Raw genomic sequence first — 24,696 nt, forward strand, 5'->3', positions numbered from 1 at the left:
TCCGCGTTTCCGTCACCCAGCCCCTCCCTCGTAATACCCTGGAAGCACCATCAGCTGTTACGAGTGCGCGCTCAGGACAACAAAGCCCTCCGTAAGGACTTCACGTGGAACTGGCCTATTACTCGGACTACGCCGTGCGCCTCGTCAACACGGAGGAACCGGCCCGGGGCAAGGACACCCTGACGTCGGTCGAGGCGGTCCGCGAGCTGTTCGTCGACAACCAGTCGGCGGCCCGCCGCACCACCGACGCGGACGTCACCCGCTTCCGCTCGGTCCGGGCCCGGCTGCGCGCGGTCTTCGAGGCGGCCGACACGGGCGACGAGACGCTCGCCGTGGACCTGCTGAACTCGCTGCTGCTGGAGTTCCCGGTGAGCCCGCAGATCTCCGGCCACGACGTCCGCGACGACGACGGCCGCCCCCTGTGGCACATGCACCTGGCGGACCATCCGTCCAACGCGACCGCGGGATACGCGGCGATCGCGGCGATGGGCCTGGCGTTCCACCTGACCGAGTACGGCGTGGACCGGCTCGGACTGTGCGAGGCCTCGCCGTGCCGCAACGCCTACCTGGACACCTCCACCAACCGCTCCCGGCGCTACTGCTCCGACCGCTGCGCGACCCGCGCCAACGTGGCGGCCTACCGCGCCCGCAAGCGCCTCGAAGCGGCCCGGCCCGGCCTGCCCGAGAGCACGGGCCTGGCGGCCAACAGCGCCCAGCCCAGCAGCGCCCAGGGCGAACGCATCCCCGGCTTGCGCGGCCGGTAGCGGAACCGGACCCGCCCCAGCACCAGGTCGTCGGGGACGACGCCGTAGTCGGTGCTGTCGCCGCCGGCGTACGCGTTGTCCCCGAGCACCCACCAGCCGTTCTCGCGCCGCTGGGCGACCCGCTTGACGACCAGCAGGTCCTGCTGGAAGGGATGCCGCAGCACGACGACGTCACCGGGCCTGACCCGGGCCCCGTAGTGCACCAGGAGCCGGTCCCCGTGGTACAGCGTGGGCACCATGGACGGACCGGTCACCTCGGCCACCCCGAAGGGCGCGGCCGACCTCCCCCGCTCGGACTCCTGCGACAGCTCCGGCATCACCCGGCACCTCCCCGGTTCTTCGTCCACAGTCTCAGTCTCACCCTGGACTTTTGTCCTAAGCCCATGGGGGCACTCGCGAAAACCGCTCCCCCACGGAGTAATGTCCCCTGTGAGAAGACGATCACGAGGAAGGAATGCTCCATGCTTTCCCGCCTGTTTGCCCCCAAGGTCAAGGTCAGCGCACACTGCGACCTTCCCTGCGGTGTGTACGACCCTGCCCAGGCCCGCATCGAGGCGGAGTCGGTGAAGGCCATCCAGGAGAAGATGGCCGGCAACGACGACCCGCACTTCCAGGCGCGTGCCACCACCATCAAGGAGCAGCGCGCGGAGCTCGCGAAGCACCACGTGTCCGTGCTGTGGAGCGACTACTTCAAGCCGCCGCACTTCGAGAAGTACCCCGAGCTGCACCAGCTGGTCAACGACACCCTCAAGGCCCTCTCCGCCGCCAAGGGTTCGACCGACCCGGCGACCGGCCAGAAGGCGCTGGACTACATCGCCCAGATCGACAAGATCTTCTGGGAGACCAAGAAGGCCTGAAGCCACGGGCAGACGAAGGGACCCGGCCGGGAGAACCGGCCGGGTCCCTTCGTCGTGGACCGTCGTGGCCGTCGTGGCCGGTGCCGGTGCCGGTGCCGGTCAGTGGAACCGCGGGACGATCAGGAAGATCCCGTACGCCACCACGGCCGCGCAGGCGAGGAAGCACAGCCCAGCCTGGGTGAGGCCGAGGGCGAAGGTGCGGCCCTGCCGGTCGCGGGCGCCCTCCAGCTGGGCGAGGCCGAGGACGCCGAGGGCGAAGACGACGACCACGGCGACGGTGACGCCGATGCTCACGGCGGTGACCTGGCCGAGTGCGGTCCAGTCCAGATGCATGTCGACTCCCCTTCGTTCAGGCGGCCGTGCCGACCTTGGCGGGCGGCTCGGTGCGGACGGTGACCTCGTGTGCGTCGTTGACGTTGTGCGCGTGCACCGGGTTGCGGCGCGAGACGGCGACGATGCCCGCGGCGAGGGCCGCGCCGACCAGGGCGACGACCGCCGTACCGAGGTCGCCGCCGCTCTGCACCACGCTCGCGGCCAGGCCGCCGACCAGCGCGGCGGCGGGCAGCGTGATCAGCCACGCGACCGCCATGCGGCCCGCGACGCCCCAGCGGACCTCCGCGAGCCTGCGGCCGAGTCCCGCGCCGAGGATGCTGCCCGAGGCGACCTGGGTGGTGGACAGGGCGAAACCGAGGTGCGCGGACGTCAGGATGACGGCGGTGGAGGCGGTCTCGGCGGCGAAGCCCTGCGGCGACTGGATCTCGGTGAGGCCCTTGCCCATGGTGCGGATGATGCGCCAGCCGCCGAGATACGTGCCGAGGCCGATGGCGAGGCCCGCGGAGGCGATCACCCACAGGGGCGGTCCGGCGTCGTGGCCGAGCGCGCCGGCCGAGATCAGGGTGAGGGTGATGACGCCCATGGTCTTCTGGGCGTCGTTCGTGCCGTGGGCGAGGGAGACCAGCGAGGCCGAGGCGATCTGGCCGATCCGGAAGCCCTTGGTGACGGAGTCCTTGCGGGCGCGGCCGGTGAGCCGATAGGCGAGGTAGGTGGCCAGCAGTGCGGCGACGCCGGCCACGACCGGCGAGGCCACCGCCGGCACCAGCACCTTCTCGACGACCTTGTCGAAGTCGACGCCGTGGCTGCCCGCCCCGACCCACACGGCGCCGATCAGTCCGCCGAACAGGGCGTGCGAGGAACTCGACGGCAGCCCCACCAGCCAGGTCAGCAGGTTCCACAGGATCGCGCCGACCAGTCCCGCGAAGATCATCCCCGGGGTGACGAGGGTGTCGTCCACGATGCCGCCCGAGATGGTCTTGGCGACCTCGGTGGACAGGAAGGCACCGACGACGTTGAGGACACCGCTGATCAGGACCGCCGTGCGGGGAGCGAGCGCGCCGGTGGCGATGGACGTGGCCATCGCGTTCGCCGTGTCGTGAAAGCCGTTGGTGAAGTCGAAGGCCAGTGCCGTCACGATGACGACCGCCACGAGGAACGTGATGTGGTCCATTCCTGAATGCAAACAAGTGCAGGCCAATAGGCGGGGAACGGCGAGGCAAAGGCTGGTCAAGGTTCACGCGGGTGGCGGTGACGTCGCCCTTATACGATCGCGCTCATGAGGATCCGCTGGACGTACGCCTTCATCGACCGCCCGCGCGAGGCGTTCGACACCGCCTGCGACTTCTGGGCGGCGGTCACGGACACCCGGCTGTCCGAAGTGCGCGGAGAACACGCCGAGTTCGTCACGCTGGTCCCGCACGACGCCGACGCCTGCCTGAAGGCTCAGGCGGTGCGATCGGGAGGAGGTGGGGCGCATCTCGACTTCTGTGTGGACGACATGAGGGAGTTCGCCGACTCGGCGACGCGGCTCGGCGCGAGCGTGGTGGCCGACCACGGGTCGCTCGTCGTGCTGCGGTCGCCCGGCGGGCAGTTGTTCTGCGCGGGCCCTTGGCGCGGGCAATCGTCGCGTCCGGGGGTGGTGCGGGGCAGCCGTCTCGACCAGGTGTGCGTGGACGTGCCGCCGTCCGCCTACGACGCCGAAGTCGCCTTCTGGAGCGGGCTGCTGGGCGACTGGACGTCACGGCCCGGCTCGCTCCCGGAGTTCCACGTGGTCGCGCCGCCGTCCGGCCTACCGGTACGCCTGCTCCTGCAACGCCTCGACGAGGAACGCCCGGCCTCCGCCCACCTCGACCTCGCCTGCGCGGACGTCGAGGCGACCCGGGCGCGGCACGAGGAGCTCGGGGCCGTGTTCGTGGCCGGCTTCTCGGGCTGGACGGTGATGCGCGACCCGGCGGGCGGCACGTACTGCCTGACGACCCGGGATCCGGAGACGGGCGGGCTGCGCGTCTAATCCGACTCGGCGTACGCGCACAGGACGACCCCGCCGTGCTCGGGCGTCGGGCAGGGCGGCGGATCCGGTGTCTCGTCGGGGTTCGTGTTCTCCCAGACGTACGGCCCCCGAGGCTGAGTCGAGTCCTGTATCCACAGCGTCAGCCCGCCCGCGACGACCACGACCAGCGCCCACGCGATCACCGCCCTGCGCCACACCCTGCGCCGCCGCTCCCGTGCCATGTCCATGCCTCATACGCTAGTCGCGCAACCGCGCCGCCCGCGCCTGCAGATAGCGCTGTTCGGGCAGGCTCAGGGTCTGCGCGGCCGCCGACTCGTAGGCGGCCCGGGCGGCTTCGGGCTCGCCCGCGCGCTCCAGGAGGTGACCTCGTACGGCGTCCAGGCGGTGCCCCTTCGACTCGCCTGCCAGGGCGTCCAGTTCGGCCAGACCCGCGCGAGGGCCCTTGACCATGGCGACGGCCACCGCGCGGTTGAGGCGTTCGACGGGGCCGGGGACCAGGCGGACGAGGACGTCGTACAGGCCCAGGATCTCGGCCCAGTCCGTCGCCTCGGGTGAGGGTGCCTCGTCGTGGACGGCGGCGATCGCGGCACGCAGCTGGTACGGCCCGGGCCGGCCCCGGGACAGCGCCCCGGTGACCAGCGCGACGCCCTCCTCGATCGCGGCCTTGTCCCAGCGGCCCCGGTCCTGCTCGTCGAGGGGGATCAACTCGCCGTGCGGTCCGCTGCGCGCGTCGCGACGGGCGTCGGTGAGCAGCATCAGCGCGAGGAGGCCGGCCACCTCGCCGTCGTCGGGGAGCAGCCGGTGGACCGTGCGTGTCAGGCGTACGGCCTCGCCCGCGAGGTCACGGCGCTGGAGAGCGGCTCCGGAGGTGGCCGCATAGCCCTCGTTGAAGATCAGGTAGAGGGTCTGGAGGACGGACGGCAGCCGCTGTTCCCACCGGTCCGGGCGACCGAAGCGCACGCCCCGCACCTTCTGCTTGGCCCGGCTGATGCGCTGCGCCATCGTCGCCTCCGGCACCAGATACGCGCGGGCGATCTCCGCCGTGGTCAGACCGCCGACGGCGCGCAGCGTGAGCGCGATCTGGGCGGGCGGCGTCAGGTCCGGATGGCAGCACAGGAAGAGCAGCGAGAGCGTGTCGTCCTCGCGGGGAGCCCGCTCCCCGGGCGGCGCGGCGGTGAAGGCGTCGCGGGGCGTGAGCGCCGCCGCACGCTCCTCGCGCTGCCGCCGGGCCTCCTCGCTGCGCAGGGCGTCGGTCAGCCGCCGCGAGGCGACTTTGATCAGCCAGCCGCGCGGATTGCCGGGTACGCCCGCCGAGGGCCACTGCCCGGCCGCCGCGAGCAGTGCCTCCTGTACGGCGTCCTCGGCGGCGTCGAAACGGCCGTACCGCCTGACGAGCGCGCCGAGGACCTGCGGCGCGTCACGGCGCAGCAGGTCCTCGATCTCGGGTGTGCTCCTCACCGGTCCCACGGTCCCACCGGTCCCACCGACGCGCCCGTCGGCGTGTCCGGGCCCTCAGATGTCCCCGGAGCCGTCCATGATCGGACGGATCACGACCGGGTAGTCGGGGGCACCGGCCGGCTGGGGGCACCGGGCGACGCGCTCGGCGATCTCGGTGACCCGCTCCAGGCTCTCGCACTCCAGGACCCAGTAGCCGGCCAGCAGCTCCTTGGTCTCGCTGTACGGGCCGTCGGTGATCACCGCCTTGCCGTCGTCACCGAGGGTGACGTGCCGGGTCTGGGCCGGCTCGGCCAGGCCCTGCCCGTCGACGAACTCGCCCGTCTCGGAGAGGTCGTCGTTGATGGCTCCCATGTAGGCGAACATGGCCTGGAGCTCCTCCTCGCTCCACGCGGGGGACTGCGCCGACGCCCTGCCGCGCATGGCGTCGTAGTCCGCCTGCGTGCCCTGCACCATGACCAGGTACTTCATCAGTCCGCTCCTTCGGCTCTCACCGCCCTGGTGGGCGGCTCTCACAGGGGACGTCGGAGCCGGGCCGGGATTCTCGACACGATCTCAGGGATTTTCCGCGACGGTTTCTCCGGGGGCGTCGTCCCGCCGGGTCGTCGCAGGGGAGGCGGTGTCCTCGGCGGGCCGGGGCGGGTCGGCGGTCCGGGTCTCCTCGCCGGTCCGGCCGCCCTCGGCCCCTTCCGCTTCATAGGACCCGCACCCGGGGTTGCGGCAGCGGCCCGCCACCCACACGGGGACCCACGCGCCCAGCGTCTTGTGGCGCCGGACGACCGTTTCCACCGGCTGTCCGCAGGTCGGACAGGTGTGTCCTTCGCTGCTCATGTCCTCAGGGTAGGCCGGTCGGCGGCTCAGCGCTTCCTGCTGTACGTGCGCACCAGCATGCCGTTGCCGAACGTGCGCACCGAGTCGAGCGTGAAGTCCGAGATCGCGATTCCCGAGCCGAACATCGGCATGCCCGTGCCGTACACGAGCGGGTAGGTCTTGATGACGAGTTCGTCGATCTCCTCGAACAGTTCACCCGCGACCTCGGACCCGCCGCACAGGTAGATGTCCAACTCGCCCTCCTCGGCCTTGAGTTCGCGGACCTTTCCGACGAGGTCGTCCGCGATGATCTCGACGTTCGGGTCGGGCGACTCCTTCAGCGTCCTGGAGGCGACGTACTCGCGCAGATGGGCATACGGGCTGGTGATGCCCTCCTTCAGGGCGAGGTCGTAGCTGCCGCGGCCCTGGACGACGGTGTCGAACCGCTTGTTCGGCAGGTCGTCGAAGCCGAGGGCCCGGCGGCCCTGCGTGGCCGCGGTCTCCGGATACTCCGCCTTCAGGAAGGCGAGGAACTCCTCGTCGAGGAAGCGGAGCATCGACGTCGCGTCGCCGTCCGGGTCTCCGATGAAGCCGTCGATCGAACAGGCGATGAAGTACGTGAGCTTTCGCAAGCCGGTCTCTTTTCGTAGGCTGCCACTGCAACGACTTCAGTTGTAGTACTTCTGGTGTAGTGGTTGCAAGGGGTTATCCGCGTACGGCGGCAAGTGGGAGAAGGGACTCCGCATGGTCAGCAATCCGGGGCGCCGTGCCGCGCTCGTCGACGCCGGTGTCGAGGTGCTCGCGCGTGAGGGAGCGCGCGGGCTGACGTTCCGCGCGGTGGACGCGGAGGCCGGTGTGCCCGTGGGCACGGCCTCCAACTACTTCACTGACCGCGCCGACCTGCTGCGTCAGATCGACACCCGGCTGCACGTACGGCTCGCGCCCGACCCCGACGTGGTCGCCGGGCTGATGACCCGCCCCAAGGACCGTTCACTGGTCACGGCCTTCATGTACGACCTCATGGCCCGCGCGACCCGCGACCGCACGGGCTATCTCGCCCTCATGGAACTGCGCCTGGAGGCCACCCGGCGTCCCGAACTGCTCGCCTCCTACACCGAGTCGGTCCGAGGCGACCTGGAGGAAGCCCTGGAGTTCCACCGCACGGCCGGCCTGCCCGGCGGCGACGAGTCCGTCGCCGTGCTGTACCTGGCCATGCTCGGCCTGCTCCTGGAGCACCTGACCCTGCCGGGCGTCCTGGAGGGCGTACTGCCCGGGGTGAGCGTGCCGGAGGGGCTGGTGGAGAAGATCGTGGCGACGGTGCTGCCGGAGGGGTAGCGGGGCCGGGCATCGGCCGGGTGGGTCAGGACGCGCTCTCGGCGGTGCGGGGCTCGCGCCACATCGGCCACATGGTCGGGCCGCCCTCCGGGAGGTCGAGCACCGGGCCGGCGAGTTCGAAGCCGAGGCGCTCGTACAGCTTGCGGCTGCGGGCGCTGCTCGCCTCCAGGTAGGCGGGCAGTCCCTCACGGTCGCACCGGTCGAGCACCGACCCGATGAGCGCCGTGCCGAGACCCTCGCCCTGGCGGCCGGGGGCCACGCCGATCATCCACAGGTACTCGTGGGCCCGCCCGGAGGGATGGATGGCGGCGGTCAGCCGGGCGATCGCCTCGATGCGTTCGTTGTCCGGGTCGACGGCCTCACGCACCTGGGCCGGACCGTCGTCCTCGGCGTCGCCGTCGTGGTCGTCGGCGGGCATGGACAGCCACAGCGCACAGGCCGAACCGTCCTCGGTGAGGTCGACGCGCCCGGACTCGAGCACGATGTCGGTGAAGGCGGCCATGAGCCCGGGATGGTGGGCACGACGGTCCTCCGCCCCGGGGAAGACCCAGCCGCTCACGGGATCGTCCTGGAACGCCTCGTCCAGCAGCCGGACAACCCGCTCCCGGTCCCCCTCGCCCGCCGTCCGGATCGCCACACCCATGTCCCCGCCCCTTCACTCGTCCCGACCGGCGTTGATCGTAGGGCGGTTGGAAGCCGCCCCGGCGCAGGGGGCCGGAGCTTGGCGGGATTTCATCGGACAGGCGCCCCAAGCACCCGTCGTCGCCGGCCTGGGAAGCGGGCCCCGCACACCGTGGGGAAGTGCGGGACCCGCCTGACCGGAGGCCCGGGGCCGTGCGGAGTCAGGAGCCGCACGGCCCCGGCGCCTCCGGGGTCCTGCCCTTCGGTCACCCGAAGGCCGGTCAGGTGCCGCCGACGGCCGGTTGTCACACCGCCGGCCGTCGCGACGATCGATTGCCGCTCCGCCGGCCGCTGCCGACGGCTGATTGCCGCACCGCCGCCGTCAGCTGCTGCGCCGTGTCACGAACTCGGCGAGGGCCAGCAGACCGCCCGCCGCCTCCGGGTCCGGCACCGCGCGGGCCAGTTGCTGCATCGCCAGGGCCATCCGGTCGGCCGCCTGGTTCTGGGCCCAGTCACGGCCGCCCGCCCGCTCCACGGTCTGGGCGATGTGGTCGAGGTCCTCCTTCTCGCTGGGTCGTGCGTACAGTTCAGCCAGTTCCGCGGCAGCCGGTGTGCCGGAGGCGAAGGCCGCCACGACCGGCAGGGACTTCTTGCGGGCGGCCAGGTCCGCGCCGACGGGCTTGCCGGTGCGGCGCGGGTCGCCCCATATGCCGATGACGTCGTCGATGAGCTGGAAGGCGAGCCCGGCCTCCCGGCCGAACGCGTCCAGCGCCGCCACGTCCGCGTCCCCGGCGCCCGCGTACAGCCCGCCGAGCGCACAGGCGCTTCCCAGCAGTGCGCCCGTCTTGGCCTCCGCCATGGCGAGGACCTCGTCGAGCGTGACCTCGTCGGGAGCGCGACGCTCCATGGCCGTGTCCGCGTGCTGTCCCGCGCACAGTTCGATCACGCAGTGGGCGAGCCGGGCGGTGGCGGCCGGGGCCGCCGGATGCGGGTCCTCGGCGAGCAGCCGCATGGCCAGTGCCTGGAGGGCGTCCCCGGCGAGGATCGCGTCGGCGTCGCCGAAGACGGACCACGCGGTGGGCCGGTGGCGCCGGGTGGTGTCCCGGTCCATCACGTCGTCGTGCAGCAACGTGAAGTTGTGGACCAGTTCCACCGCCGCGGCCGCCCGGACCGCCGCCGCCCGTGCCTCGGGTCCGCCGAGGGCGGCCGCCGCGGCGAGGACGAGCGCGGGCCGGATCGCCTTGCCGGAGCCGCCCTCGGCCGGCGAGCCGTCCGCCTGCTCCCAGCCGAAGTGGTAGAGCGCGATCCGGCGCATCGGCGCGGGCAGCGAGCCGAGAGCGTCCCGCAGTACCGGGTCGACCTCCGCCCGGGCCCGCTCCAGGAGCATGAGCGCCTCGTGGCCCTCGTCCGGGCCCGGCCGGCCTTCCCGCTGCGTCCCGATGAGCCCCCGCCTTTCCGGCGCCCCGGCCGCACGCCCGGGCCCGGTACCGCGCTGCCCACCGGGGGCGGGCAGCGTCGTCTGCGTCCTGAACTCCGTAAGGGACTCACCCATGGGACCGCCTCGGAGACTGAGCGGACGGTGGGGCCTGCGCTGCCGCTGGTCGCGTACCCCGAGGGTGTACCCGCGCTGCCGGGCGCGGACACGGCCGGCGTACCGGAAGCGTCACTGCCAGCGGCCGATCTCGACGTTCTCCAGGACGCCGAGCGCGTCCGGTACCAGCACCGCGGCCGAGTAGTAGGCCGTGACCAGGTACTTGATGATGGCCTGTTCGTTGATGCCCATGAAGCGCACCGACAGGCTCGGCTCGATCTCGTCCGGGATGCCGGAGGCCCGCAGGCCGATGACGCCCTGGTCGCTCTCGCCGGTACGCATGGCGATGATCGACGTCGTCCGCTCCGGGGTCACCGGGATCTTGTTGCACGGGAAGATCGGCACCCCGCGCCAGGTGGGGATGCGGTTCCCGGCCATGTCGATGGTCTCGGGGACGAGCCCGCGCTTGTTGAGCTCACGGCCGAACGCGGCGATCGCGCGCGGGTGGGCGAGGAGCAGTTTGGTGCCGCGGCGCCTGCTGAGCAGCTCGTCCAGGTCGTCCGGGCCGGGCACGCCGTCGTGCGGCTGGATCCGCTGGTCGTACTCGCAGTTGTGCAGGAGACCGAAGTCGCGGTTGTTGATGAGCTCGTGCTCCTGGCGCTCCTTGAGCGCCTCGACCGTCAGCCGGATCTGCTGCTCGGTCTGGTTCATGGGCTGGTTGTAGAGGTCGGCCACGCGCGTGTGGATGCGCAGGACGGTCTGCGCGACGCTCAGTTCGTACTCACGGGGCCTGGCCTCGTAGTCGACGAAGGTGTGCGGGATGTCCGGTTCGCCGGAGTGGCCGGCGGCGAGGTCGATCTCCTTCTCGCCGTACTTGTTGGAACGCTGCGAGGGGATCGAACGGCGCTGCTGGAGGTGTTCGCGCAACGTGTCCGAGCGCTCGGCGATCTGCGCGAACTCCGCGCGGGGCAGGACGAGGACGGTGCACGGGGTGAGCGCGCGGGCCGTGTACTCCCAGATCGCGTCCTCGTTCAGCAGCGCGTCGTCGCCGAAGTAGGCGCCGTCGGCGAGGATTCCGAGGGACTCGTCGTCCCCGTAGGGGCCGGTGCCGACCTTCTCCACCCGGCCGTGCGCCAGCAGGTACACCTCGTCGGACGGGCTGCCGAACGAGGCGATCACCTCGCCCGCGGGGACCTCCCGCTGCTCGCAGCGCCGGGCGATCTCGAAGAGGACCTCCTCGTCCTCGTACGACCGCAGCGCCGGCAGTTCGCCCAGCTCCGCGGGGATGATTTCGACGCGGTCGCCGGTCTTCACGAACGTCAGCCGGCCGTCGCCCACGGCGAACGTCAGCCGCCGGTTCACCCGGTACGCACCGCCCTGGATGTCGACCCAGGGCAGCATGCGCAGCAGCCAGCGGGAGCTGATCTCCTGCATCTGCGGCACGGACTTGGTCGTGGTGGCCAGGTTCCGCGCGGCCGCCGTGCCGAGACTCTGCTGCGGCTTGGTCTGCTCCGTGCGGACCTCTTCGCCTACCGACATAGAGAACTGCCCTCCCGGTTGTGACCGACGCCCATATGCCTCGGGCATCGATGTGCACGCCCAAGCCTTCCTCACGCGGCGTCTTGGTGCTATTACACGAAAGAGCGGGAATGGATCTTCGTACGACTGGGCAGGGGCCCGTTTTCTCCGCCCGGGCTCGGGCGGCGCACCCCGGCCCCGGGCGGCTGGCGACAACCCGTGGGAACGTGTCGGTAATGCCGCTGGGGAGCGTGCGGAACCGGATCTAGCGTGGTGATCCGTTCCTTCCGCCCACTTTCGGAAACGGCCTCTCCATGCTGTACATCGCGCCGATCGGCATCGGCATCCTCTACGCCCTGTTGATGTCCCTCGTCCGCGAACCGCACCGGCGGCGCCTGAACGCGGTCATGGTCGGCGGCGCCGGCGCGGCGTACCTCAGCGGCGGCGGCATGGGCGGCTGGGAGTTCCCCTTCACCGCGCTGCTCGCCTACGTCGCCTTCCGCGGCCTGGAGTCGTGGACGTGGATCGGCATCGGCTGGCTGCTGCACACGGCGTGGGACATCGTCCACCACCTCAAGGGCAACCCGATCATCCCCTTCGCGCACACCTCCTCCCTGGGCTGCGCGATCTGCGACCCGGTGATCGCCCTCTGGTGCCTGCGGGGCGGCCCGTCACTCATCGACCTCGTACGCGGCCGCCGCCGGTCCGGGCGGCCGCGGCGCGGCCCGGGCTCGCGGGAAGACGTCGGCTCCGAGTCCCCCTCCCCCACCCCCGGGTGACAATGGCCCGGTGACCAGCCCCGACATCCCCGGATCCGCCGTGCTGCGTCCCCGGCTGCCCTCGCCGGCGCAGGAGGTCGTGGACAGCCGGTTCGAGCGCCACGGCGTGCGGCTGGTGCTGAAGCGGGACGACCTGATCCACCCGGAGCTGATCGGCAACAAGTGGCGCAAGCTGGCGCCGAATCTCGCGGCCGCGGTCGGCCGTACCCTCGTCACCTTCGGCGGTGCCTACTCCAACCACCTGCGTGCCACGGCCGCGGCCGGCCGGCTGCTGGGCATCCGCACGGTCGGTGTCGTACGCGGCGAGGAGCTGGCCGGCCGGCCCCTCAACCCCTCGCTGACCCGCTGCACGGCCGACGGCATGCGGCTGCACTTCGTCGACCGGGCGACGTACCGCCGCAAGTCCGAGCCGGGGACCCTGGCCGCGATCCTGCGCGCGGCGGACGCGGAGGGGGCGTACGTCGTCCCCGAGGGCGGCAGCAACGCGCAGGCCGTACGCGGCTGCCGGGCGCTCGGCGCCGAACTGCACGGCCGGGCCGATGTCGTCGCCGTGGCCTGCGGCACCGGAGGCACCCTGGCGGGGCTGGCTGCCGGACTCGCCTCCGGGCAACGCGCACTGGGTGTCCCGGTCCTCAAGGGCGGTTTCCTGACCGCCGAGGTCAGGGCCTTGCAGCAGCAGGCCTTCGCAGGCCCGCGCGGCACCTGGAGCCTCGACGACCGCTTCCACTTCGGCGGCTACGCGCGCGTGCCCGACGAGCTCGACGTCTTCGCCGCGGACTTCGAGCAGCGTCATGGAATACCCGTCGAGCGCATGTACGTCGCGAAGCTGCTGTACGGGCTCGTCTCCCTGACCGGCGAAGGCGCCTTCCCGCGCGGGACGACGGTGGCGGCCGTGATCACCGGCCGCCCCTTCCCGTGACGCCCGCTGCGCCGTCCTACGCCGTCTCCCGGAAGGCCGCCGCCTCCTCCAGGTCCAGCCTGCGCAGCAGCGTCCGCAGCATCTCGTCGTCGATGTACCGGCCGTCCCGGAGCTTGACGAACACCTCGCGCTCGGCGCTGATCATCTCCCGCGACAGCCGCCGGTAGGTGTCGTCGACGGACTCCCCGGTGATCGGGTTGGCCTGTCCGAGCCGTTCCCAGACGGCGTTGCGGCGGCGCTCCAGGACGATGCGGAGCCGGTCGGCGAGCGGGGCGGGCAGGGCGTTGCGTTCGTCGGTGAGGAGTTCGTCCAGGCGCCGCTCGGCGGCCCGGGAGGCCTGCGCCTGGGCGTTCGCCTCGGCCAGTGTCTCGGCCTGTGCGTCCCGGCCGGGGAACTGCAGCAGACGGATCAACGGGGGCAGGGTGAGCCCCTGCACGACCAGCGTCCCGATGACCGTCGTGAAGGTCAGGAAGAGGATGAGGTTGCGGTGCGGGAAGGGCCCCTCGCCGTCGTGCAGGGTGAGCGGGATCGAGAAGGCGATGGCCAGCGAGACCACGCCCCGCATACCGGCCCACGCGACGACGAACGGCCCCTTCCAGGTCGGACTCGCCTCCCGCTCCCGGATCCGGGCCGACAGCAGCCGGGGCAGGAAGGTCGCCGGGTACACCCACAGGAACCGGGCCGCGACGACGACCAGGAAGACGGCGACCGCGTACCAGGCGGCCAGGACCCCCTCGTACTCCCCGAGTCCCCTCAGCACCACCGGCAGCTGGAGTCCGATCAGCGCGAACACCGCCGACTCCAGGACGCAGGCGACCATCTTCCACACCGCCTCCTCCTGGAGCCGCGTGGCGAAGTCGACCTCCCACGCGCGGTGTCCCAGGTAGAGCGCGACGACGACGACCGCGATGACGCCGGAGGCGTGCACCTGCTCGGCGACGGCGTAGGCGACGAACGGGGTCAGCAGGGAGAGCGTGTTCTGGAACAGCGCCTCCTTCACGTGCGTGCGAATCCAGTGGATCGGCGCCATCAGCACGAGCCCGACCACGACTCCGCCGACCGCCGCGAGCAGGAACTCGCCGATGCCACCGGCCCAGGTCGCGCCCTCGCCGACGGCGGCCGCCAGGGCCACCCGGTAGGCCGTGATCGCGGTGGCGTCGTTGAGCAGGGACTCGCCCTGGAGGATCGTGGTGATCCGCGACGGGAGCCCGACCCGGCGGGCCACGGCCGTCGCCGCGACCGCGTCCGGCGGCGCCACCACCGCGCCGAAGACCAGGGCCGCGGTCAGCGGCAGGTCCGGCACGAGCAGGTACAGGGCCCAGCCGACGGCGAAGGTCGCGAACAGCACGTACCCGACGGACAGCAGCGCGACCGGCCGCAGCTGCGCCCGCAGGTCGAGGTACGAGCTGTCGGTGGCGGCCGTGTGCAGCAGCGGGGGCAGGAGGAGCGGCAGGACGACGTGCGGGTCGAGGGTGTAGTCCGGCACGCCGGGGACGGAACTGACCGCGAGCCCGACCGCCACCAGCAGAAGCGGCGCGGGAACCGGTGTGCGCCTTGCCACCGCGGCGATCCCGGCGCTGCCCGCCACCAGCAACAGCAGTGGCATCACGTCCATCGTTCTCGCCCGCCCTCTTTTTTCCACGCGGTCTTCGGCGCGACCGTCGTAACCTGGCAATCATGAAACAGTGCACGCATGCCGACGCGCTGCCGCATCCCGAACCCGTCCCGCTCAGCGAGACGTGTCCGGCGTGCCTGGCGGACGGCATGGATCCGGTGCAACTGCGGCTGTGCCTGAGCTGCGGTCATGTCGGCTGCTGCGACTCCTCGCCGGGGCGGCACGCTGCGGAGCACCACAAGGAGTCCGGGCATCCCGTGATGCGGACCCATGAGCCCGGGGAGACCTGGCGCTGGTGCTTCGTCGATCATGTCCTGGTGTGACTCGACAGCACCCCGGCGACGGACGGTTCGACCGTCTGGCGTCTGGGTACGTCAACCCGGCGCGCGCTCTTCCCATTTAGGCCCGCCGACCCCCTAGACACGGAGCGTATCCACAGGTTTACTGTGAGTGACGGCAAGGGGTTGGGGTCCCGGGGACAGGACCGTTGAGAGCGCGGTAGCGTCACCGCTGAACCATGTATCGCGTTACCCCGGGGGGCGACCCTCGGCCCTGAAACACTTGTACCACCATGGAGGTGAGGGTGTCCCAGATCGCAGGCGAGCCCGCGACTCAGGACTTCGTGGAAGTCCGGCTGCCGGCTGCGGGTGCCTACCTGTCGGTGCTGCGTACGGCCACGGCCGGTCTCGCGGCCCGTTTGGACTTCACCCTCGACGAGATCGAGGACCTGCGCATCGCGGTGGACGAGGCGTGCGCGATCCTGCTTCAGCAGGCCGTGCCCGGCTCGGTCCTCAGCTGCGTCTTCCGCCTCGTCGACGACTCGCTCGAGGTCACCGTCTCGGCCCCGACCACGGATGGTCATGCCCCCTCGCGGGACACCTTCGCCTGGACGGTCCTGTCCGCTCTCGCGGGCAAGGTCTCCTCCGCCGTGGACAAGGACAAAACCGTTTCGATCAGCCTCTACAAACAGCGCGGCGCGGGACCCGGGCCGGCGTGAGGAACGAGGACGGGCCGGTGCGGGACGAAGAGCGCGGCACACGAGAGCTGCCGGCCGAGGGCACGGCCACGGACCCGTGCGGTCCGACCGGGGCCCGGCGCATGGCGGACGGCATCGACGGCATCCCCGAGCAGGCCCGCCCGCATCCCGAGGACGACTCCGCGGGGGCCGTCCTCCCGGGAGGCGAGCGGCGGGACCGGGAGAGCGCCGTGCGGAGCGCGCCTCCGGGCGGAGGGATCGCGGCATCTCCTGCCCAGGGGGGTTCCCCCACTCGCGCGAAGCCGGGAGTGGAGGAGGAGGCGAGGGCTCGGGGAAGGGCGACGGGCGGGACGATGAGCGAGCACGAGCGACACTCCGAGGACGCAGCGCCGCGCGCGCACCACACACAGGGTGCGCACCACGGCTCCCCGGACCGCAGCGGGGCGCGCGAGATGTTCCTCAAACTGCGCACCCTGAGCCCCGGCAGCCCCGAGTACGCGGAGCTGCGCAACCAGCTGGTCCGCATGCACCTGCCACTCGTGGAGCATCTCGCGCGGCGCTTCCGCAACCGCGGCGAGCCGCTGGACGACCTGACCCAGGTCGCCACGATCGGGCTGATCAAGTCGGTCGACCGCTTCGACCCGGACCGCGGCGTGGAGTTCTCCACGTACGCGACCCCGACGGTCGTCGGCGAGATCAAGCGGCACTTCCGGGACAAGGGCTGGGCGGTGCGCGTCCCGCGCCGCCTCCAGGAGCTGCGCCTGTCGCTGACCACGGCCACGGCCGAGCTCTCGCAACTGCACGGCCGCTCCCCCACGGTCCACGAGCTCGCCGAGAAGCTCGCGATCTCGGAGGAGGAGGTCCTGGAGGGCCTGGAGTCCGCCAACGCGTACTCCACGCTGTCCCTGGACGTCCCCGACACCGACGACGAATCCCCGGCGGTCGCGGACACCCTCGGCGCGGAGGACGAGGCGCTGGAGGGCGTGGAGTACCGGGAGTCCCTCAAGCCGCTGCTGGAGGACCTCCCGCCGCGCGAGAAGCGGATCCTGCTGCTGCGGTTCTTCGGCAACATGACCCAGTCGCAGATCGCGCAGGAGGTCGGCATCTCTCAGATGCACGTCTCGCGGCTGCTGGCGCGCACCCTGGCGCAGCTCCGGGAGAAGCTCCTCGTCGAGGAGTGACGGCTACTTCTCCACGTTGCCGGGCCCGCGGATCCCGAGGGCCCGGGTCGTCTCGGGGTTCACGAGCAGGACCAGTGCCGCGACGGCCACGACCGCGAGAGCGATCCCGGCCGGAATGGCCATGCTGTCGGCCTGGAGCAGGTTGTAGGCCACCGGCAGCGCCATGAGCTGAGTGATGACGGCCGGGCCGCGGCTCCAGCTGCGGCGGCCGAGCAGGCCGCGCGCGGCGAGCAGCGGCAGCAGCGCGAGCACGACGAGCGTGATACCCCCGGTCACGGCCTGCTGGCGGTCGTCCGGCTCACCGGTGAGGCCGAGGACGAGGATCCAGACGCCGCCGACGACCAGCGCGAGCCCTTCCAGCGCGGCCAGCAGCGCGGCGTACGTCAGCCGCCGCGGTCGGGGGCCGGTGGTGTCCTGGGTGGTGGAGGTCTGCTCACTGCTCACCCCTGAAGAGTAGCCCCGGCCGTGCGCGCCCCTCATGGCCAGGTTCGCCCCCGCTCTCTTACCTGATCCCTACCTCGGTATGGGCCAGGTACCACCCAGTAGGTACGCTGCCAGTCATGCGTGCACTTCTCGTGGTCAATCCGGCGGCAACCACTACAAGTGCGCGCACACGCGACGTACTGATCCACGCGCTCGCCAGCGAGATGAAGCTGGAAGCGGTCACCACCGAGTACCGCGGCCATGCGCGCGACCTGGGCCGGCATGCGGCGGAGAGCGACGACATAGACCTGGTGGTGGCCCTCGGCGGCGACGGCACGGTCAACGAGGTGGTCAACGGCCTGCTGCACGCCGGTCCCGACCCGGGGCACCTCCCCGGCCTCGCCGTGGTCCCGGGCGGCTCCACCAACGTCTTCGCCCGTGCCCTGGGCCTGCCCAACGACGCGGTGGAAGCGACCGGGGCCCTGCTGGACGCCCTGCGCGACGGCAGCGAACGCACCGTCGGCCTGGGCCTGACCTCCGGCACTCCGGGCACGGAGGACGCGGCGGTGCCCTCCCGCTGGTTCACCTTCAACGCGGGACTCGGCTTCGACGCCGGCGTGGTCGGCCGGGTGGAGCAGCACCGCGAGCGCGGCCGGAAATCCACACACGCTCTTTACGTCCGTCAGGTCGTGCGCCAGCTCCTCGGAGAGCCGAACCGCCGGCACGGGACGATCACGCTGGAACGGGCCGGCGAGGATCCGGTCACCGATCTGGTGCTGTCCATAGTCTCGAACGCCTCGCCGTGGACGTTTCTGGGGAATCGCCCGATCTACGCGGCACCTAAGGCCTCGTTCGATACCGGACTGGATCTCTTCGGTCTCAGCCGGCTGTCCACGACGGCGGTTGCCCGGTATGGCACCCAGTTGCTCACTTCGTCCCCCGAGCGCGGACCCCACGGCAAGCACGCGACCTCTCTGCACGATTTGACCGAGTTCACCTTGCATTCGAAGGTGCCGCTCCCCCTCCAGATGGACGGTGACCACCTGGGGCTGCGAACAAGCGTGACGTTCACAGGCGTACGTCGTGCACTGCGTGTGATTGTGTGAGCAGAACTGGCTAAAGTCCTTTCACTCGAACGTTTAGGCCAGGATCCACCCCATGGAAGTACGGCTGTGACCTAGTCGACACCGAAGAATCAAAAAAAACTTTCCAGAAGGGGTTGTATCCGCCGCTGAGGTTTGCGAGTCTCTACGTGGCGATCGGGACGGCCCGCAACATCGGCCTCCACTGATCACCAGAACCCCTCTTCAACTCACAGGACCCACGCCAGGGAACCTGGCGGTCGGCCCTTCACTTGTTGAGGGATTCGTGAAAGCGTTCACATTCACAAGCACCCTGCACGTAATACCAAGGAGAGGTAGCAGCCATGGACTGGCGTCACAACGCCGTTTGCCGCGAGGAAGACCCCGAGCTCTTCTTCCCCATCGGCAACACCGGTCCTGCGCTGCTGCAGATCGAGGAAGCCAAGGCCGTCTGCCGTCGCTGCCCGGTGATCGAGCAGTGTCTGCAGTGGGCGCTCGAGTCCGGCCAGGACTCCGGCGTCTGGGGTGGTCTCAGCGAGGACGAGCGCCGCGCCATGAAGCGCCGCGCCGCCCGCAACCGGGCCCGTCAGGCCTCCGCCTGACAACCCACCCCTGCTGACAGCCTGAGCTTGGCGGCGCGTACAGCGAGTACGCATCTCCCGCCCCCGAGCCGCAGCGCGCAGTTCCCCCGATGCGCTTAGTTAAGCAGCAACGAGCTTTAGCCCCGGGCCATGTGATGGCCCGGGGCTCAATGCTGTGACGGGTCTCTTCCGAAGGACGCGGACCGGCCCGGGCAGCTGTTGCTTCTACTTCCGCGTCGGCACCGGGATGTCCAGGATCACACGGGTGCCGCGCTCGGGGGCCGGGACCATGTCGAAGGTTCCCCCCAACTCGCCCTCCACCAGGGTGCGTACGATCTGGAGACCGAGATTGCCCGCGGTCTTCGGGTCAAATCCGTCCGGCAGGCCGACGCCGTCGTCCTGGACGGTGACCAGCAGGCGGGCTTCCTTGGACGTACCGCCGCGGACCGCCGACACCTCGACCGTGCCGGTGTCGCCCTCGCGGAAGCCGTGCTCCAGCGCGTTCTGCAGAACCTCGGTCAGCACCATCGACAGCGGCGTGGCGACCTCGGCGTCGAGGATGCCGAAGCGGCCGGTGCGCCGGCCGGCGACCTTGCCCGGGGAGATCTCCGCGACCATGGCCAGGACGCGGTCGGCGATCTCGTCGAACTCCACGCGCTCGTCCAGGTTCTGGGAGAGCGTCTCGTGCACGATCGCAATCGATCCGACGCGTCGCACCGCCTCCTCCAGGGCCTCGCGGCCGCGGTCGGATTCGATGCGCCGGGCCTGGAGGCGGAGCAGGGCCGCGACCGTCTGGAGGTTGTTCTTGACGCGGTGGTGGATCTCCCGGATCGTCGCGTCCTTGGTGATCAACTCGCGTTCGCGGCGGCGGAGTTCGGTGACGTCACGGAGCAGGACCAGCGAGCCGATACGAGTGCCCTTGGGTTTGAGGGGGATCGCGCGGAACTGGATGACCCCGTCACTGGCCTCGATCTCGAACTCGCGCGGCGCCCAGCCGCTGGCGACTTTGGCGAGCGCCTCGTCCACCGGGCCCCTGGTCGGGGCGAGTTCGGCGGTGGTCCTGCCCAGGTGCTGGCCGACGAGGTCGGAGGCGAGGCCGAGGCGGTGGTAGGCGGACAGCGCGTTCGGGGAGGCGTACTGGACGAGACCGTCGGCGTCGAGCCGGATCAGGCCGTCGCCCACCCGGGGCGAGGCGTCCATGTCGAGCAGCTGGTTCGCGAACGGGAAGGAGCCGGCCGCGATCATCTGTGCGAGGTCGGAGGCGCTCTGGAGGTAGGTGAGCTCCAGGCGGCTCGGGGTGCGCACGGTGAGCAGGTTGGTGTTGCGCGCGATGACGCCGAGGACGCGCCCCTCGCGGCGCACGGGGATCGACTCGACCCGGACGGGAACCTCTTCGCGCCACTCGGGGTCGCCCTCGCGCACGATGCGGCCCTCGTCGAGGGCGGCGTCCAGCATCGGGCGGCGGCCACGCGGGACGAGGTGGCCCACCATGTCGTCCTGGTAGGACGTCGGACCGGTGTTGGGCCGCATCTGCGCGACGGACACGTACCGGGTGCCGTCGCTGGTGGGGACCCACAGCACCAGGTCGGCGAAGGAGAGGTCGGAGAGCAGCTGCCACTCCGAGACCAGCAGGTGGAGCCACTCGAGATCAGTGTCGTCGAGGGCGGTGTGCTGGCGTACGAGTTCGTTCATGGAGGGCACGTGAGCGAGCGTACCCGGGGGTTTGTACGGCTCTGAAATGTGCGGTCCCGGACTGGTACGGGCTCCTGGAACACCCGCGGGCCGCGGCGCCTGGGAGGGACCCTCAACCCTCCCGGCACCGCAGCCCGGAGCAGTATCGGCCGTGGGGTGTGCGGTCCCGGTCGGCCGAAGGACGAGGAGCCGGGGCAGTCAGGGCAGAGAGCCTCGGTTCCTCTGTCCGCCTTCCTGTGCGGGGAAGGCGGAGGCTGGTGCGCGCTGCACACGCGCTCTCATCACGCATTGTGGACTAGACCACTCGTGGGTGTCCATGCGTTGGAGGCTGTTCGTTGTTGTGAATTCTCAGACGGCTCGGACGCGTCGGCGTCCTCCGGCAGCCTAACCTGTGTGGGTTCCTGTGCGGGGCCAGACGGACATGGCAATTTCCGCGACCGCTTCCAGTTCCTCCCGGCTCGCCCCGTCCCGCGCCTGTTGTGACATGCCCTGGATCATCGCTCCGGCGTGCCGGGCCAGGGCGGCGGCGTCGATGCCCGGGGGCAGCACACCGGCGGCGGCATCGGCGCGGACGCGGCTCTCGATCGCGGCGATGTTGGCGTTGCGACGGTCCCGCAGCGACCGTTCGACCTCGGGGGTCGAGCAGTTCGCGGCGGCGTGGACGACGAGGCAGCCGTGCGGATGGCCTGGTTCCGTGTACGCGGTGGCGGCCTCGCGCAGCATGCGCTCGACGGCGTCCCGGGCGGTGGGTTCCTCCGCGAGGGCCCGGTCCGTGAACGAGCCGTACCGCGTGCCGTAGACCTGGACGACCTCCTCGAAGAGGGACCGCTTGTCACCGAAGGCCGCGTAGAGGCTGGGGGCGCCTATGTCCATGACGCGGGTGAGGTCGGAGACGGACGTGGCCTCGTAGCCGTGCTCCCAGAAGGCCAGGAGTGCCTTTTCCAGGGCGGTCTCGCGGTCGAAGGAGCGGGGGCGGCCGCGGGGCCTTCCTCTGGCCTTGCCCGTTGCCGTTGCACCCGTCGCGGTTCCGGCACCCCGGTTCGTCGCGGTTCCGCCGTCCTTACCCGTCGCGGTTCCGATGCTCTCGCTCGTCGCGGTTCCGTTACCCCCGTTCGTCGCGGTTCCGTGCCTCTCGGCCCTCGCGGTCCCGTCGTCGTTCACCATGGAGTGCATTTTATAGCGGCCACTAGAAAAATGCCGGCGGGCTGCTGTACGGTCATTTCTGTAGCGACCGCTAGATAAATGAGAAGGGGGCGCCGCCATGGGCGTGCTCACAGGCAGGACGGCACTCGTCACGGGCGCGAGCAGGGGCATCGGGCGAGGGATCGCCGAGCGGCTGGGCCGCGACGGCGCGCGGGTCGGCGTGCACTACGGCCGGAACGAGACGGCGGCGAAGGAGACGGTCGCGGCGATCGAGGCGGCGGGCGGCTCGGCGTTCGCGGTGGGCGTGGAGCTGGGCCTGCCGGGGGACGCCGAGGCACTGTGGGCGGAGTTCGACCGGCACGCGGACGGGCTGGACATCCTCGTGAACAACGCGGGGATCGGTAACACGCCCCCGATCCAGGAGTTGGACGAGCCGGAGTACGACAAGGTCTTCGCGGTGAACGTGAAGGCGCCGTTCTTCATACTCAAGCACGGCATGAGCCGGCTGCGGGACGGCGGCCGGGTCGTCAACATCTCCTCGGGGCTGGCCCGGACCGCGGTGATGACGGACAACATGGCGTACGCGATGACGAAGGGCGCGCTGGACGTCCTCTCGCGGGACCTGTCCAAGGTGCTGGGCCCCCGGGGCATCACGGTGAACTCGGTGGCGCCGGGGATCATCGACACGGACAACACGGCCCAGCTGCTGCACGGCAGTGCCGACGGCTGGGCGAAGGCCGCGGCGTATTCGGCGCTGGGCGGGGTGGGCGAGCCGGCCGACGTCGCCGACGTGGTGGCGTTCCTGGTCTCGGACCAGGGTCGGTGGGTCACGGGAAGCTGGGTGGATGTGACGGGGGGTTCGCTCACATAGTCAGCGAGTCTCCGTCACCTTCGCCAGCGCCCGGGGCGCGTCCGGGTCCTGGCCGCGGGCGATGGTGACCTCGTAGGCCAGGAGCTGGAGGGGAATGATCTCCAGGACGGGCTGGACCTCCTCGGCGACATCCTCCGTCGGCAGGACGAAGCCGGCCGACGCCTGCTCGACCTGGTGCCTGGGGCCGATGACGACCAGGTCGGCACCGCGGCCGCGCAGCCGGTCGAGGACCGGCTGGAGCGCTTCGCCGCCCTTGCCGTCGGTGACGACGGCGATGACCGGGGAGACGTTGTCGACCATGGCGAGCGGCCCGTGCAGCAGGTCGGCGCCGGAGTAGGAGAGCGCGGGGATGTAGCTGGTCTCCATCAGCTTGAGGGCGGCCTCCTTGGCCGTGGGGTAGCCGTAGCCGCGTGAGGTGATCACCATGCGCTCGGCGAAGCGGTAGCGGGCGGCGAGGGCGCGCACCTCGTCCTGCCGGGCGAGCAGCTGCCCGGCGAGGTCCGGCAGCTCCTGGGCGGGTGCGCCGTCGCCGCCGCGCAGGCCCTCGACGAACAGGTAGAGCGCGAGGAGGGAGGCGGTGTACGTCTTGGTCGCGGGGAGGGCCTTCTCCGGTCCGGCCATGATGTCGATGTGGTACTCGGAGACGCCGGCGAGCGGTGAGTCCGCGTTGTTGGTGACGGCGAGCGTGATCGCGCCGGCCTCGCGGGCGGCCCGAGTCGAGGCCACCAGGTCCGGGGAGCCGCCGGACTGGCTGACGGTGACGACGAGGACGTCCGTGAGGTCGGGCCGGGCGCCGTAGGCCGTGGTGGTGGACATCGAGGTGAGTCCGCAGGGCAGGCCGAGCCGGATCTCCAGGAGGTACTTGGCGTAGAGGGCGGCATTGTCGGAGGTGCCGCGGGCGGTGAGCAGGACGAAGCGGGGGGTGCGGGCGGCGATCCGCCGTGCCACGTCCCGGATGGCGGGGGCGCCGTCGGCCAGGATCCGGCGCAGGACGGCGGGCTGCTCCGCCATCTCCCGGGCCATGATCCGGCCCGGGCGCTCGCTGAGGGGGTCCGGTGTGGCGGCGGCGGTCATGGCGGGGTCCTTCCCGGCGCACGGGCAGATGCAGCTCCCATTCCACTCCCCCGCACCGCGGAGCGGCCACGCGGGACCGGTGCTGTTCACCTGCGGGAGACCTGGCCGGCACCGGGTGGCCGGCCCTGCGGGACCGGCGGACTTCACCCTGGGAGCGGCGCCACCGCTCTGTTAGATTGGTCTAAACCACACGGCCCTTCTCGGGTCCGGTCCCAGTTGAGCATCCCTCTCAGATCGGCAGGCCCAGCGTGGAAGTTGTCATCGTTCCGGACGCCAAGGCGGGCGGCGAGCTCATCGCCGAGGCCATGGCTCAGCTGCTCCGGCGCAAGCCCGGCGCCCTGCTCGGCGTGGCGACCGGCTCGACGCCCCTGCCCGTGTACGAGGCGCTGGCGGCCAAGGTGCGCTCCGGTGCCGTGGACGTCACGCGGGCTCGGATAGCCCAGCTCGACGAGTATGTGGGGCTGCCCGCCGACCATCCGGAGTCGTACCGCTCGGTGCTGCGGCGTGAGGTGCTGGAGCCGCTCGGCATCGGGATGGACCAGTTCACGGGACCGGACGGCACGGCCGAGGACGTGCAGGGCGCGTGCGAGGCGTACGACAAGGCACTCGCGGACGCCGGGGGTGTGGACCTTCAGCTGCTCGGGATCGGCACCGACGGGCACATAGGGTTCAACGAGCCGTGTTCGTCGCTGGCGTCGCGGACGCGGATCAAGACGCTGACCGAGCAGACCCGGATCGACAACGCGCGCTTCTTCGACGGCGACATCGACCAGGTGCCGCACCACGTGATCACCCAGGGCATCGGCACGATCCTGGAGGCCCGGCACCTGGTACTGCTCGCCACCGGCGAGGGCAAGGCGGACGCGGTCGCGGCGACGGTGGAGGGGCCGGTTGCCGCGGTGTGCCCCGCGTCCGCGCTTCAGCTCCACCCGCATGCGACCGTCGTGGTCGACGAGGCCGCCGCGTCGAAGCTGAAGCTGGCGGACTACTTCCGGCACACGTACACCAACAAGCCGGAGTGGCAGGGGATCTAGGTGTGCTGTCCGGGCAGGTTGGTGATGCGGCTGGCTGGGGTGTGGCCGCTGATGCCGGTGTGGGGTCGGTGGTAGTTGTACCAGTGGAGCC

At 71.1% G+C, this 24,696-nt stretch carries 28 protein-coding genes and 1 pseudogene; 13 read left to right on the forward strand and 16 right to left on the reverse strand.

Features of this window, described 5'->3' with window-relative positions; all coding sequences use genetic code 11:
* The first annotated feature begins 104 nt into the window (after positions 1-104).
* Positions 105-764: a CGNR zinc finger domain-containing protein gene (locus ABZ192_RS13395; protein ID WP_356924614.1), complete on the forward strand. Its 660-nt coding sequence runs from the start codon at positions 105-107 to the stop codon at positions 762-764.
* Between the two features lie 65 nt (positions 765-829).
* Here the strand turns inward: ABZ192_RS13395 and sodX are convergent.
* Positions 830-1,081, reverse strand: a pseudogene (gene sodX / locus ABZ192_RS13400) (nickel-type superoxide dismutase maturation protease); the annotation flags it as partial.
* A gap of 144 nt (positions 1,082-1,225) precedes the next feature.
* Here sodX and sodN point away from each other — a divergent pair.
* On the forward strand, positions 1,226-1,621 hold the full coding sequence (gene sodN / locus ABZ192_RS13405; protein WP_010040396.1) for a superoxide dismutase, Ni: 396 nt from the start codon (positions 1,226-1,228) through the stop codon (positions 1,619-1,621).
* Positions 1,622-1,720: 99 nt separating this feature from the next.
* Here the strand turns inward: sodN and ABZ192_RS13410 are convergent, their stop codons facing one another.
* Both ABZ192_RS13410 and ABZ192_RS13415 read right to left on the reverse strand, forming a co-directional pair.
* Positions 1,721-1,954: a hypothetical protein gene (locus tag ABZ192_RS13410; RefSeq protein WP_356924615.1), complete on the reverse strand. Its 234-nt coding sequence runs from the start codon at positions 1,952-1,954 to the stop codon at positions 1,721-1,723.
* A 16-nt stretch (positions 1,955-1,970) separates the two neighbouring features.
* Entirely contained in the window at positions 1,971-3,125 is a 1,155-nt protein-coding gene (locus tag ABZ192_RS13415; protein ID WP_356924616.1) for an inorganic phosphate transporter, read from the reverse strand.
* A gap of 105 nt (positions 3,126-3,230) precedes the next feature.
* On the opposite strand from ABZ192_RS13415, the gene ABZ192_RS13420 reads away from it, so the two are divergent.
* Positions 3,231-3,965: a VOC family protein gene (locus ABZ192_RS13420; RefSeq protein WP_356924617.1), complete on the forward strand. Its 735-nt coding sequence runs from the start codon at positions 3,231-3,233 to the stop codon at positions 3,963-3,965.
* On the opposite strand, the gene ABZ192_RS13425 is transcribed toward ABZ192_RS13420, so the two are convergent.
* From ABZ192_RS13425 to ABZ192_RS13445, 5 genes are all read right to left on the reverse strand, one after another.
* A complete protein-coding gene (locus ABZ192_RS13425; protein WP_356924619.1) occupies positions 3,962-4,192 on the reverse strand; it encodes a hypothetical protein in 231 nt (76 codons plus the stop codon). The two genes, ABZ192_RS13420 and ABZ192_RS13425, sit on opposite strands and share 4 nt — an antisense overlap.
* A 10-nt stretch (positions 4,193-4,202) precedes the next feature.
* Positions 4,203-5,423 (reverse strand): sigma-70 family RNA polymerase sigma factor, encoded by a 1,221-nt coding sequence (locus ABZ192_RS13430; protein ID WP_356924620.1) that lies wholly within the window; start codon positions 5,421-5,423, stop codon positions 4,203-4,205.
* Between the two features lie 54 nt (positions 5,424-5,477).
* Entirely contained in the window at positions 5,478-5,891 is a 414-nt protein-coding gene (locus ABZ192_RS13435; protein WP_356924621.1) for a YciI family protein, read from the reverse strand.
* Between the two features lie 84 nt (positions 5,892-5,975).
* A complete protein-coding gene (locus ABZ192_RS13440) occupies positions 5,976-6,251 on the reverse strand; it encodes a hypothetical protein (protein ID WP_356924622.1) in 276 nt (91 codons plus the stop codon).
* A gap of 26 nt (positions 6,252-6,277) precedes the next feature.
* Positions 6,278-6,862, reverse strand: coding sequence for a dihydrofolate reductase family protein (locus tag ABZ192_RS13445; protein WP_356924623.1), 585 nt, complete (start codon positions 6,860-6,862; stop codon positions 6,278-6,280).
* Positions 6,863-6,974: 112 nt separating this feature from the next.
* Here ABZ192_RS13445 and ABZ192_RS13450 point away from each other — a divergent pair, with 112 nt between their 5' ends.
* On the forward strand, positions 6,975-7,565 hold the full coding sequence (locus tag ABZ192_RS13450; protein ID WP_356924624.1) for a TetR family transcriptional regulator: 591 nt from the start codon (positions 6,975-6,977) through the stop codon (positions 7,563-7,565).
* Positions 7,566-7,590: 25 nt separating this feature from the next.
* Here ABZ192_RS13450 and ABZ192_RS13455 read toward each other — a convergent pair whose 3' ends face one another.
* From ABZ192_RS13455 to ABZ192_RS13465, 3 genes are all read right to left on the reverse strand, one after another.
* Positions 7,591-8,208, reverse strand: a complete 618-nt coding sequence (locus ABZ192_RS13455; protein WP_356924625.1) for a GNAT family N-acetyltransferase — start codon at positions 8,206-8,208, stop codon at positions 7,591-7,593.
* Between the two features lie 360 nt (positions 8,209-8,568).
* Positions 8,569-9,738, reverse strand: a complete 1,170-nt coding sequence (locus tag ABZ192_RS13460; RefSeq protein ID WP_356924626.1) for a family 2 encapsulin nanocompartment cargo protein polyprenyl transferase — start codon at positions 9,736-9,738, stop codon at positions 8,569-8,571.
* Positions 9,739-9,849: 111 nt separating this feature from the next.
* Positions 9,850-11,256 carry a family 2B encapsulin nanocompartment shell protein gene (locus ABZ192_RS13465; RefSeq protein ID WP_356924627.1) on the reverse strand — a complete coding sequence of 469 codons (1,407 nt, stop codon included), beginning with the start codon at positions 11,254-11,256 and terminating at the stop codon, positions 9,850-9,852.
* Positions 11,257-11,549: 293 nt separating this feature from the next.
* On the opposite strand from ABZ192_RS13465, the gene ABZ192_RS13470 reads away from it, so the two are divergent.
* A complete protein-coding gene (locus ABZ192_RS13470) occupies positions 11,550-12,014 on the forward strand; it encodes a DUF6010 family protein (protein WP_356924628.1) in 465 nt (154 codons plus the stop codon).
* A 10-nt stretch (positions 12,015-12,024) separates the two neighbouring features.
* Entirely contained in the window at positions 12,025-12,933 is a 909-nt protein-coding gene (locus ABZ192_RS13475) for a pyridoxal-phosphate dependent enzyme (RefSeq protein ID WP_356924629.1), read from the forward strand.
* A gap of 16 nt (positions 12,934-12,949) precedes the next feature.
* Here ABZ192_RS13475 and ABZ192_RS13480 read toward each other — a convergent pair whose 3' ends face one another.
* Complete coding sequence (locus tag ABZ192_RS13480) at positions 12,950-14,548, reverse strand: Na+/H+ antiporter (RefSeq protein WP_356924630.1); 1,599 nt, start codon at positions 14,546-14,548, stop codon at positions 12,950-12,952.
* A gap of 62 nt (positions 14,549-14,610) precedes the next feature.
* Here ABZ192_RS13480 and ABZ192_RS13485 point away from each other — a divergent pair, with 62 nt between their 5' ends.
* The 3 genes from ABZ192_RS13485 to ABZ192_RS13495 all read left to right on the forward strand — a co-directional run bounded on the left by ABZ192_RS13485 (position 14,611) and on the right by ABZ192_RS13495 (position 16,705).
* Positions 14,611-14,871 carry a UBP-type zinc finger domain-containing protein gene (locus ABZ192_RS13485; protein WP_356924631.1) on the forward strand — a complete coding sequence of 87 codons (261 nt, stop codon included), beginning with the start codon at positions 14,611-14,613 and terminating at the stop codon, positions 14,869-14,871.
* Positions 14,872-15,131: 260 nt separating this feature from the next.
* Positions 15,132-15,545 carry a hypothetical protein gene (locus ABZ192_RS13490; protein WP_003992877.1) on the forward strand — a complete coding sequence of 138 codons (414 nt, stop codon included), beginning with the start codon at positions 15,132-15,134 and terminating at the stop codon, positions 15,543-15,545.
* Between the two features lie 17 nt (positions 15,546-15,562).
* Entirely contained in the window at positions 15,563-16,705 is a 1,143-nt protein-coding gene (locus ABZ192_RS13495) for an RNA polymerase sigma factor SigF (protein WP_356924648.1), read from the forward strand.
* A gap of 3 nt (positions 16,706-16,708) precedes the next feature.
* Here the strand turns inward: ABZ192_RS13495 and ABZ192_RS13500 are convergent, their stop codons facing one another.
* Positions 16,709-17,149: a hypothetical protein gene (locus ABZ192_RS13500; RefSeq protein ID WP_356924632.1), complete on the reverse strand. Its 441-nt coding sequence runs from the start codon at positions 17,147-17,149 to the stop codon at positions 16,709-16,711.
* Between the two features lie 116 nt (positions 17,150-17,265).
* Between ABZ192_RS13500 and ABZ192_RS13505 the strand changes: the two genes are divergently transcribed.
* Together ABZ192_RS13505 and ABZ192_RS13510 are read left to right on the forward strand one after the other, a co-directional pair.
* The gene (locus tag ABZ192_RS13505; protein ID WP_356924633.1) at positions 17,266-18,234 is read left to right on the forward strand and encodes a diacylglycerol kinase family protein; all 969 of its coding nucleotides are present in this window, start codon (positions 17,266-17,268) and stop codon (positions 18,232-18,234) included.
* A gap of 320 nt (positions 18,235-18,554) precedes the next feature.
* Positions 18,555-18,812 (forward strand): WhiB family transcriptional regulator, encoded by a 258-nt coding sequence (locus tag ABZ192_RS13510; RefSeq protein WP_003992873.1) that lies wholly within the window; start codon positions 18,555-18,557, stop codon positions 18,810-18,812.
* Positions 18,813-19,016: 204 nt separating this feature from the next.
* Here the strand turns inward: ABZ192_RS13510 and ABZ192_RS13515 are convergent, their stop codons facing one another.
* Together ABZ192_RS13515 and ABZ192_RS13520 are read right to left on the reverse strand one after the other, a co-directional pair.
* Positions 19,017-20,483, reverse strand: a complete 1,467-nt coding sequence (locus tag ABZ192_RS13515; RefSeq protein ID WP_356924649.1) for a PAS domain-containing sensor histidine kinase — start codon at positions 20,481-20,483, stop codon at positions 19,017-19,019.
* A 384-nt stretch (positions 20,484-20,867) separates the two neighbouring features.
* The gene (locus ABZ192_RS13520) at positions 20,868-21,647 is read right to left on the reverse strand and encodes a TetR/AcrR family transcriptional regulator (protein WP_356924634.1); all 780 of its coding nucleotides are present in this window, start codon (positions 21,645-21,647) and stop codon (positions 20,868-20,870) included.
* Between the two features lie 97 nt (positions 21,648-21,744).
* Between ABZ192_RS13520 and ABZ192_RS13525 the strand changes: the two genes are divergently transcribed.
* A complete protein-coding gene (locus ABZ192_RS13525; protein WP_356924635.1) occupies positions 21,745-22,497 on the forward strand; it encodes an SDR family oxidoreductase in 753 nt (250 codons plus the stop codon).
* Here the strand turns inward: ABZ192_RS13525 and ABZ192_RS13530 are convergent, their stop codons facing one another.
* Positions 22,498-23,571 carry an SIS domain-containing protein gene (locus ABZ192_RS13530; protein WP_356924636.1) on the reverse strand — a complete coding sequence of 358 codons (1,074 nt, stop codon included), beginning with the start codon at positions 23,569-23,571 and terminating at the stop codon, positions 22,498-22,500.
* A 248-nt stretch (positions 23,572-23,819) separates the two neighbouring features.
* Between ABZ192_RS13530 and nagB the strand changes: the two genes are divergently transcribed.
* On the forward strand, positions 23,820-24,605 hold the full coding sequence (nagB, locus tag ABZ192_RS13535; protein WP_356924637.1) for a glucosamine-6-phosphate deaminase: 786 nt from the start codon (positions 23,820-23,822) through the stop codon (positions 24,603-24,605).
* Positions 24,606-24,696: the final 91 nt, after the last annotated feature.

The sequence above is a fragment of the Streptomyces sp. NPDC006235 genome (genome assembly GCF_040613735.1).
Lineage (GTDB): Bacteria > Actinomycetota > Actinomycetes > Streptomycetales > Streptomycetaceae > Streptomyces.

Coding starts and splice junctions, on each gene's coding strand:
- sodN (WP_010040396.1), top strand. CDS start 1,226: ATGCTTTCCCGCCTGTTTGCCCCCAAGGTCAAGGTCAGCGCACACTGC.
- ABZ192_RS13410 (WP_356924615.1), bottom strand. CDS start 1,954: ATGCATCTGGACTGGACCGCACTCGGCCAGGTCACCGCCGTGAGCATC.
- ABZ192_RS13415 (WP_356924616.1), bottom strand. CDS start 3,125: ATGGACCACATCACGTTCCTCGTGGCGGTCGTCATCGTGACGGCACTG.
- ABZ192_RS13420 (WP_356924617.1), top strand. CDS start 3,231: ATGAGGATCCGCTGGACGTACGCCTTCATCGACCGCCCGCGCGAGGCG.
- ABZ192_RS13425 (WP_356924619.1), bottom strand. CDS start 4,192: ATGGACATGGCACGGGAGCGGCGGCGCAGGGTGTGGCGCAGGGCGGTG.
- ABZ192_RS13435 (WP_356924621.1), bottom strand. CDS start 5,891: ATGAAGTACCTGGTCATGGTGCAGGGCACGCAGGCGGACTACGACGCC.
- ABZ192_RS13440 (WP_356924622.1), bottom strand. CDS start 6,251: ATGAGCAGCGAAGGACACACCTGTCCGACCTGCGGACAGCCGGTGGAA.
- ABZ192_RS13450 (WP_356924624.1), top strand. CDS start 6,975: ATGGTCAGCAATCCGGGGCGCCGTGCCGCGCTCGTCGACGCCGGTGTC.
- ABZ192_RS13455 (WP_356924625.1), bottom strand. CDS start 8,208: ATGGGTGTGGCGATCCGGACGGCGGGCGAGGGGGACCGGGAGCGGGTT.
- ABZ192_RS13460 (WP_356924626.1), bottom strand. CDS start 9,738: ATGGGTGAGTCCCTTACGGAGTTCAGGACGCAGACGACGCTGCCCGCC.
- ABZ192_RS13465 (WP_356924627.1), bottom strand. CDS start 11,256: ATGTCGGTAGGCGAAGAGGTCCGCACGGAGCAGACCAAGCCGCAGCAG.
- ABZ192_RS13470 (WP_356924628.1), top strand. CDS start 11,550: ATGCTGTACATCGCGCCGATCGGCATCGGCATCCTCTACGCCCTGTTG.
- ABZ192_RS13480 (WP_356924630.1), bottom strand. CDS start 14,548: ATGGACGTGATGCCACTGCTGTTGCTGGTGGCGGGCAGCGCCGGGATC.
- ABZ192_RS13485 (WP_356924631.1), top strand. CDS start 14,611: ATGAAACAGTGCACGCATGCCGACGCGCTGCCGCATCCCGAACCCGTC.
- ABZ192_RS13505 (WP_356924633.1), top strand. CDS start 17,266: ATGCGTGCACTTCTCGTGGTCAATCCGGCGGCAACCACTACAAGTGCG.
- ABZ192_RS13510 (WP_003992873.1), top strand. CDS start 18,555: ATGGACTGGCGTCACAACGCCGTTTGCCGCGAGGAAGACCCCGAGCTC.
- ABZ192_RS13515 (WP_356924649.1), bottom strand. CDS start 20,483: ATGAACGAACTCGTACGCCAGCACACCGCCCTCGACGACACTGATCTC.
- ABZ192_RS13520 (WP_356924634.1), bottom strand. CDS start 21,647: ATGGTGAACGACGACGGGACCGCGAGGGCCGAGAGGCACGGAACCGCG.
- ABZ192_RS13525 (WP_356924635.1), top strand. CDS start 21,745: ATGGGCGTGCTCACAGGCAGGACGGCACTCGTCACGGGCGCGAGCAGG.
- ABZ192_RS13530 (WP_356924636.1), bottom strand. CDS start 23,571: ATGACCGCCGCCGCCACACCGGACCCCCTCAGCGAGCGCCCGGGCCGG.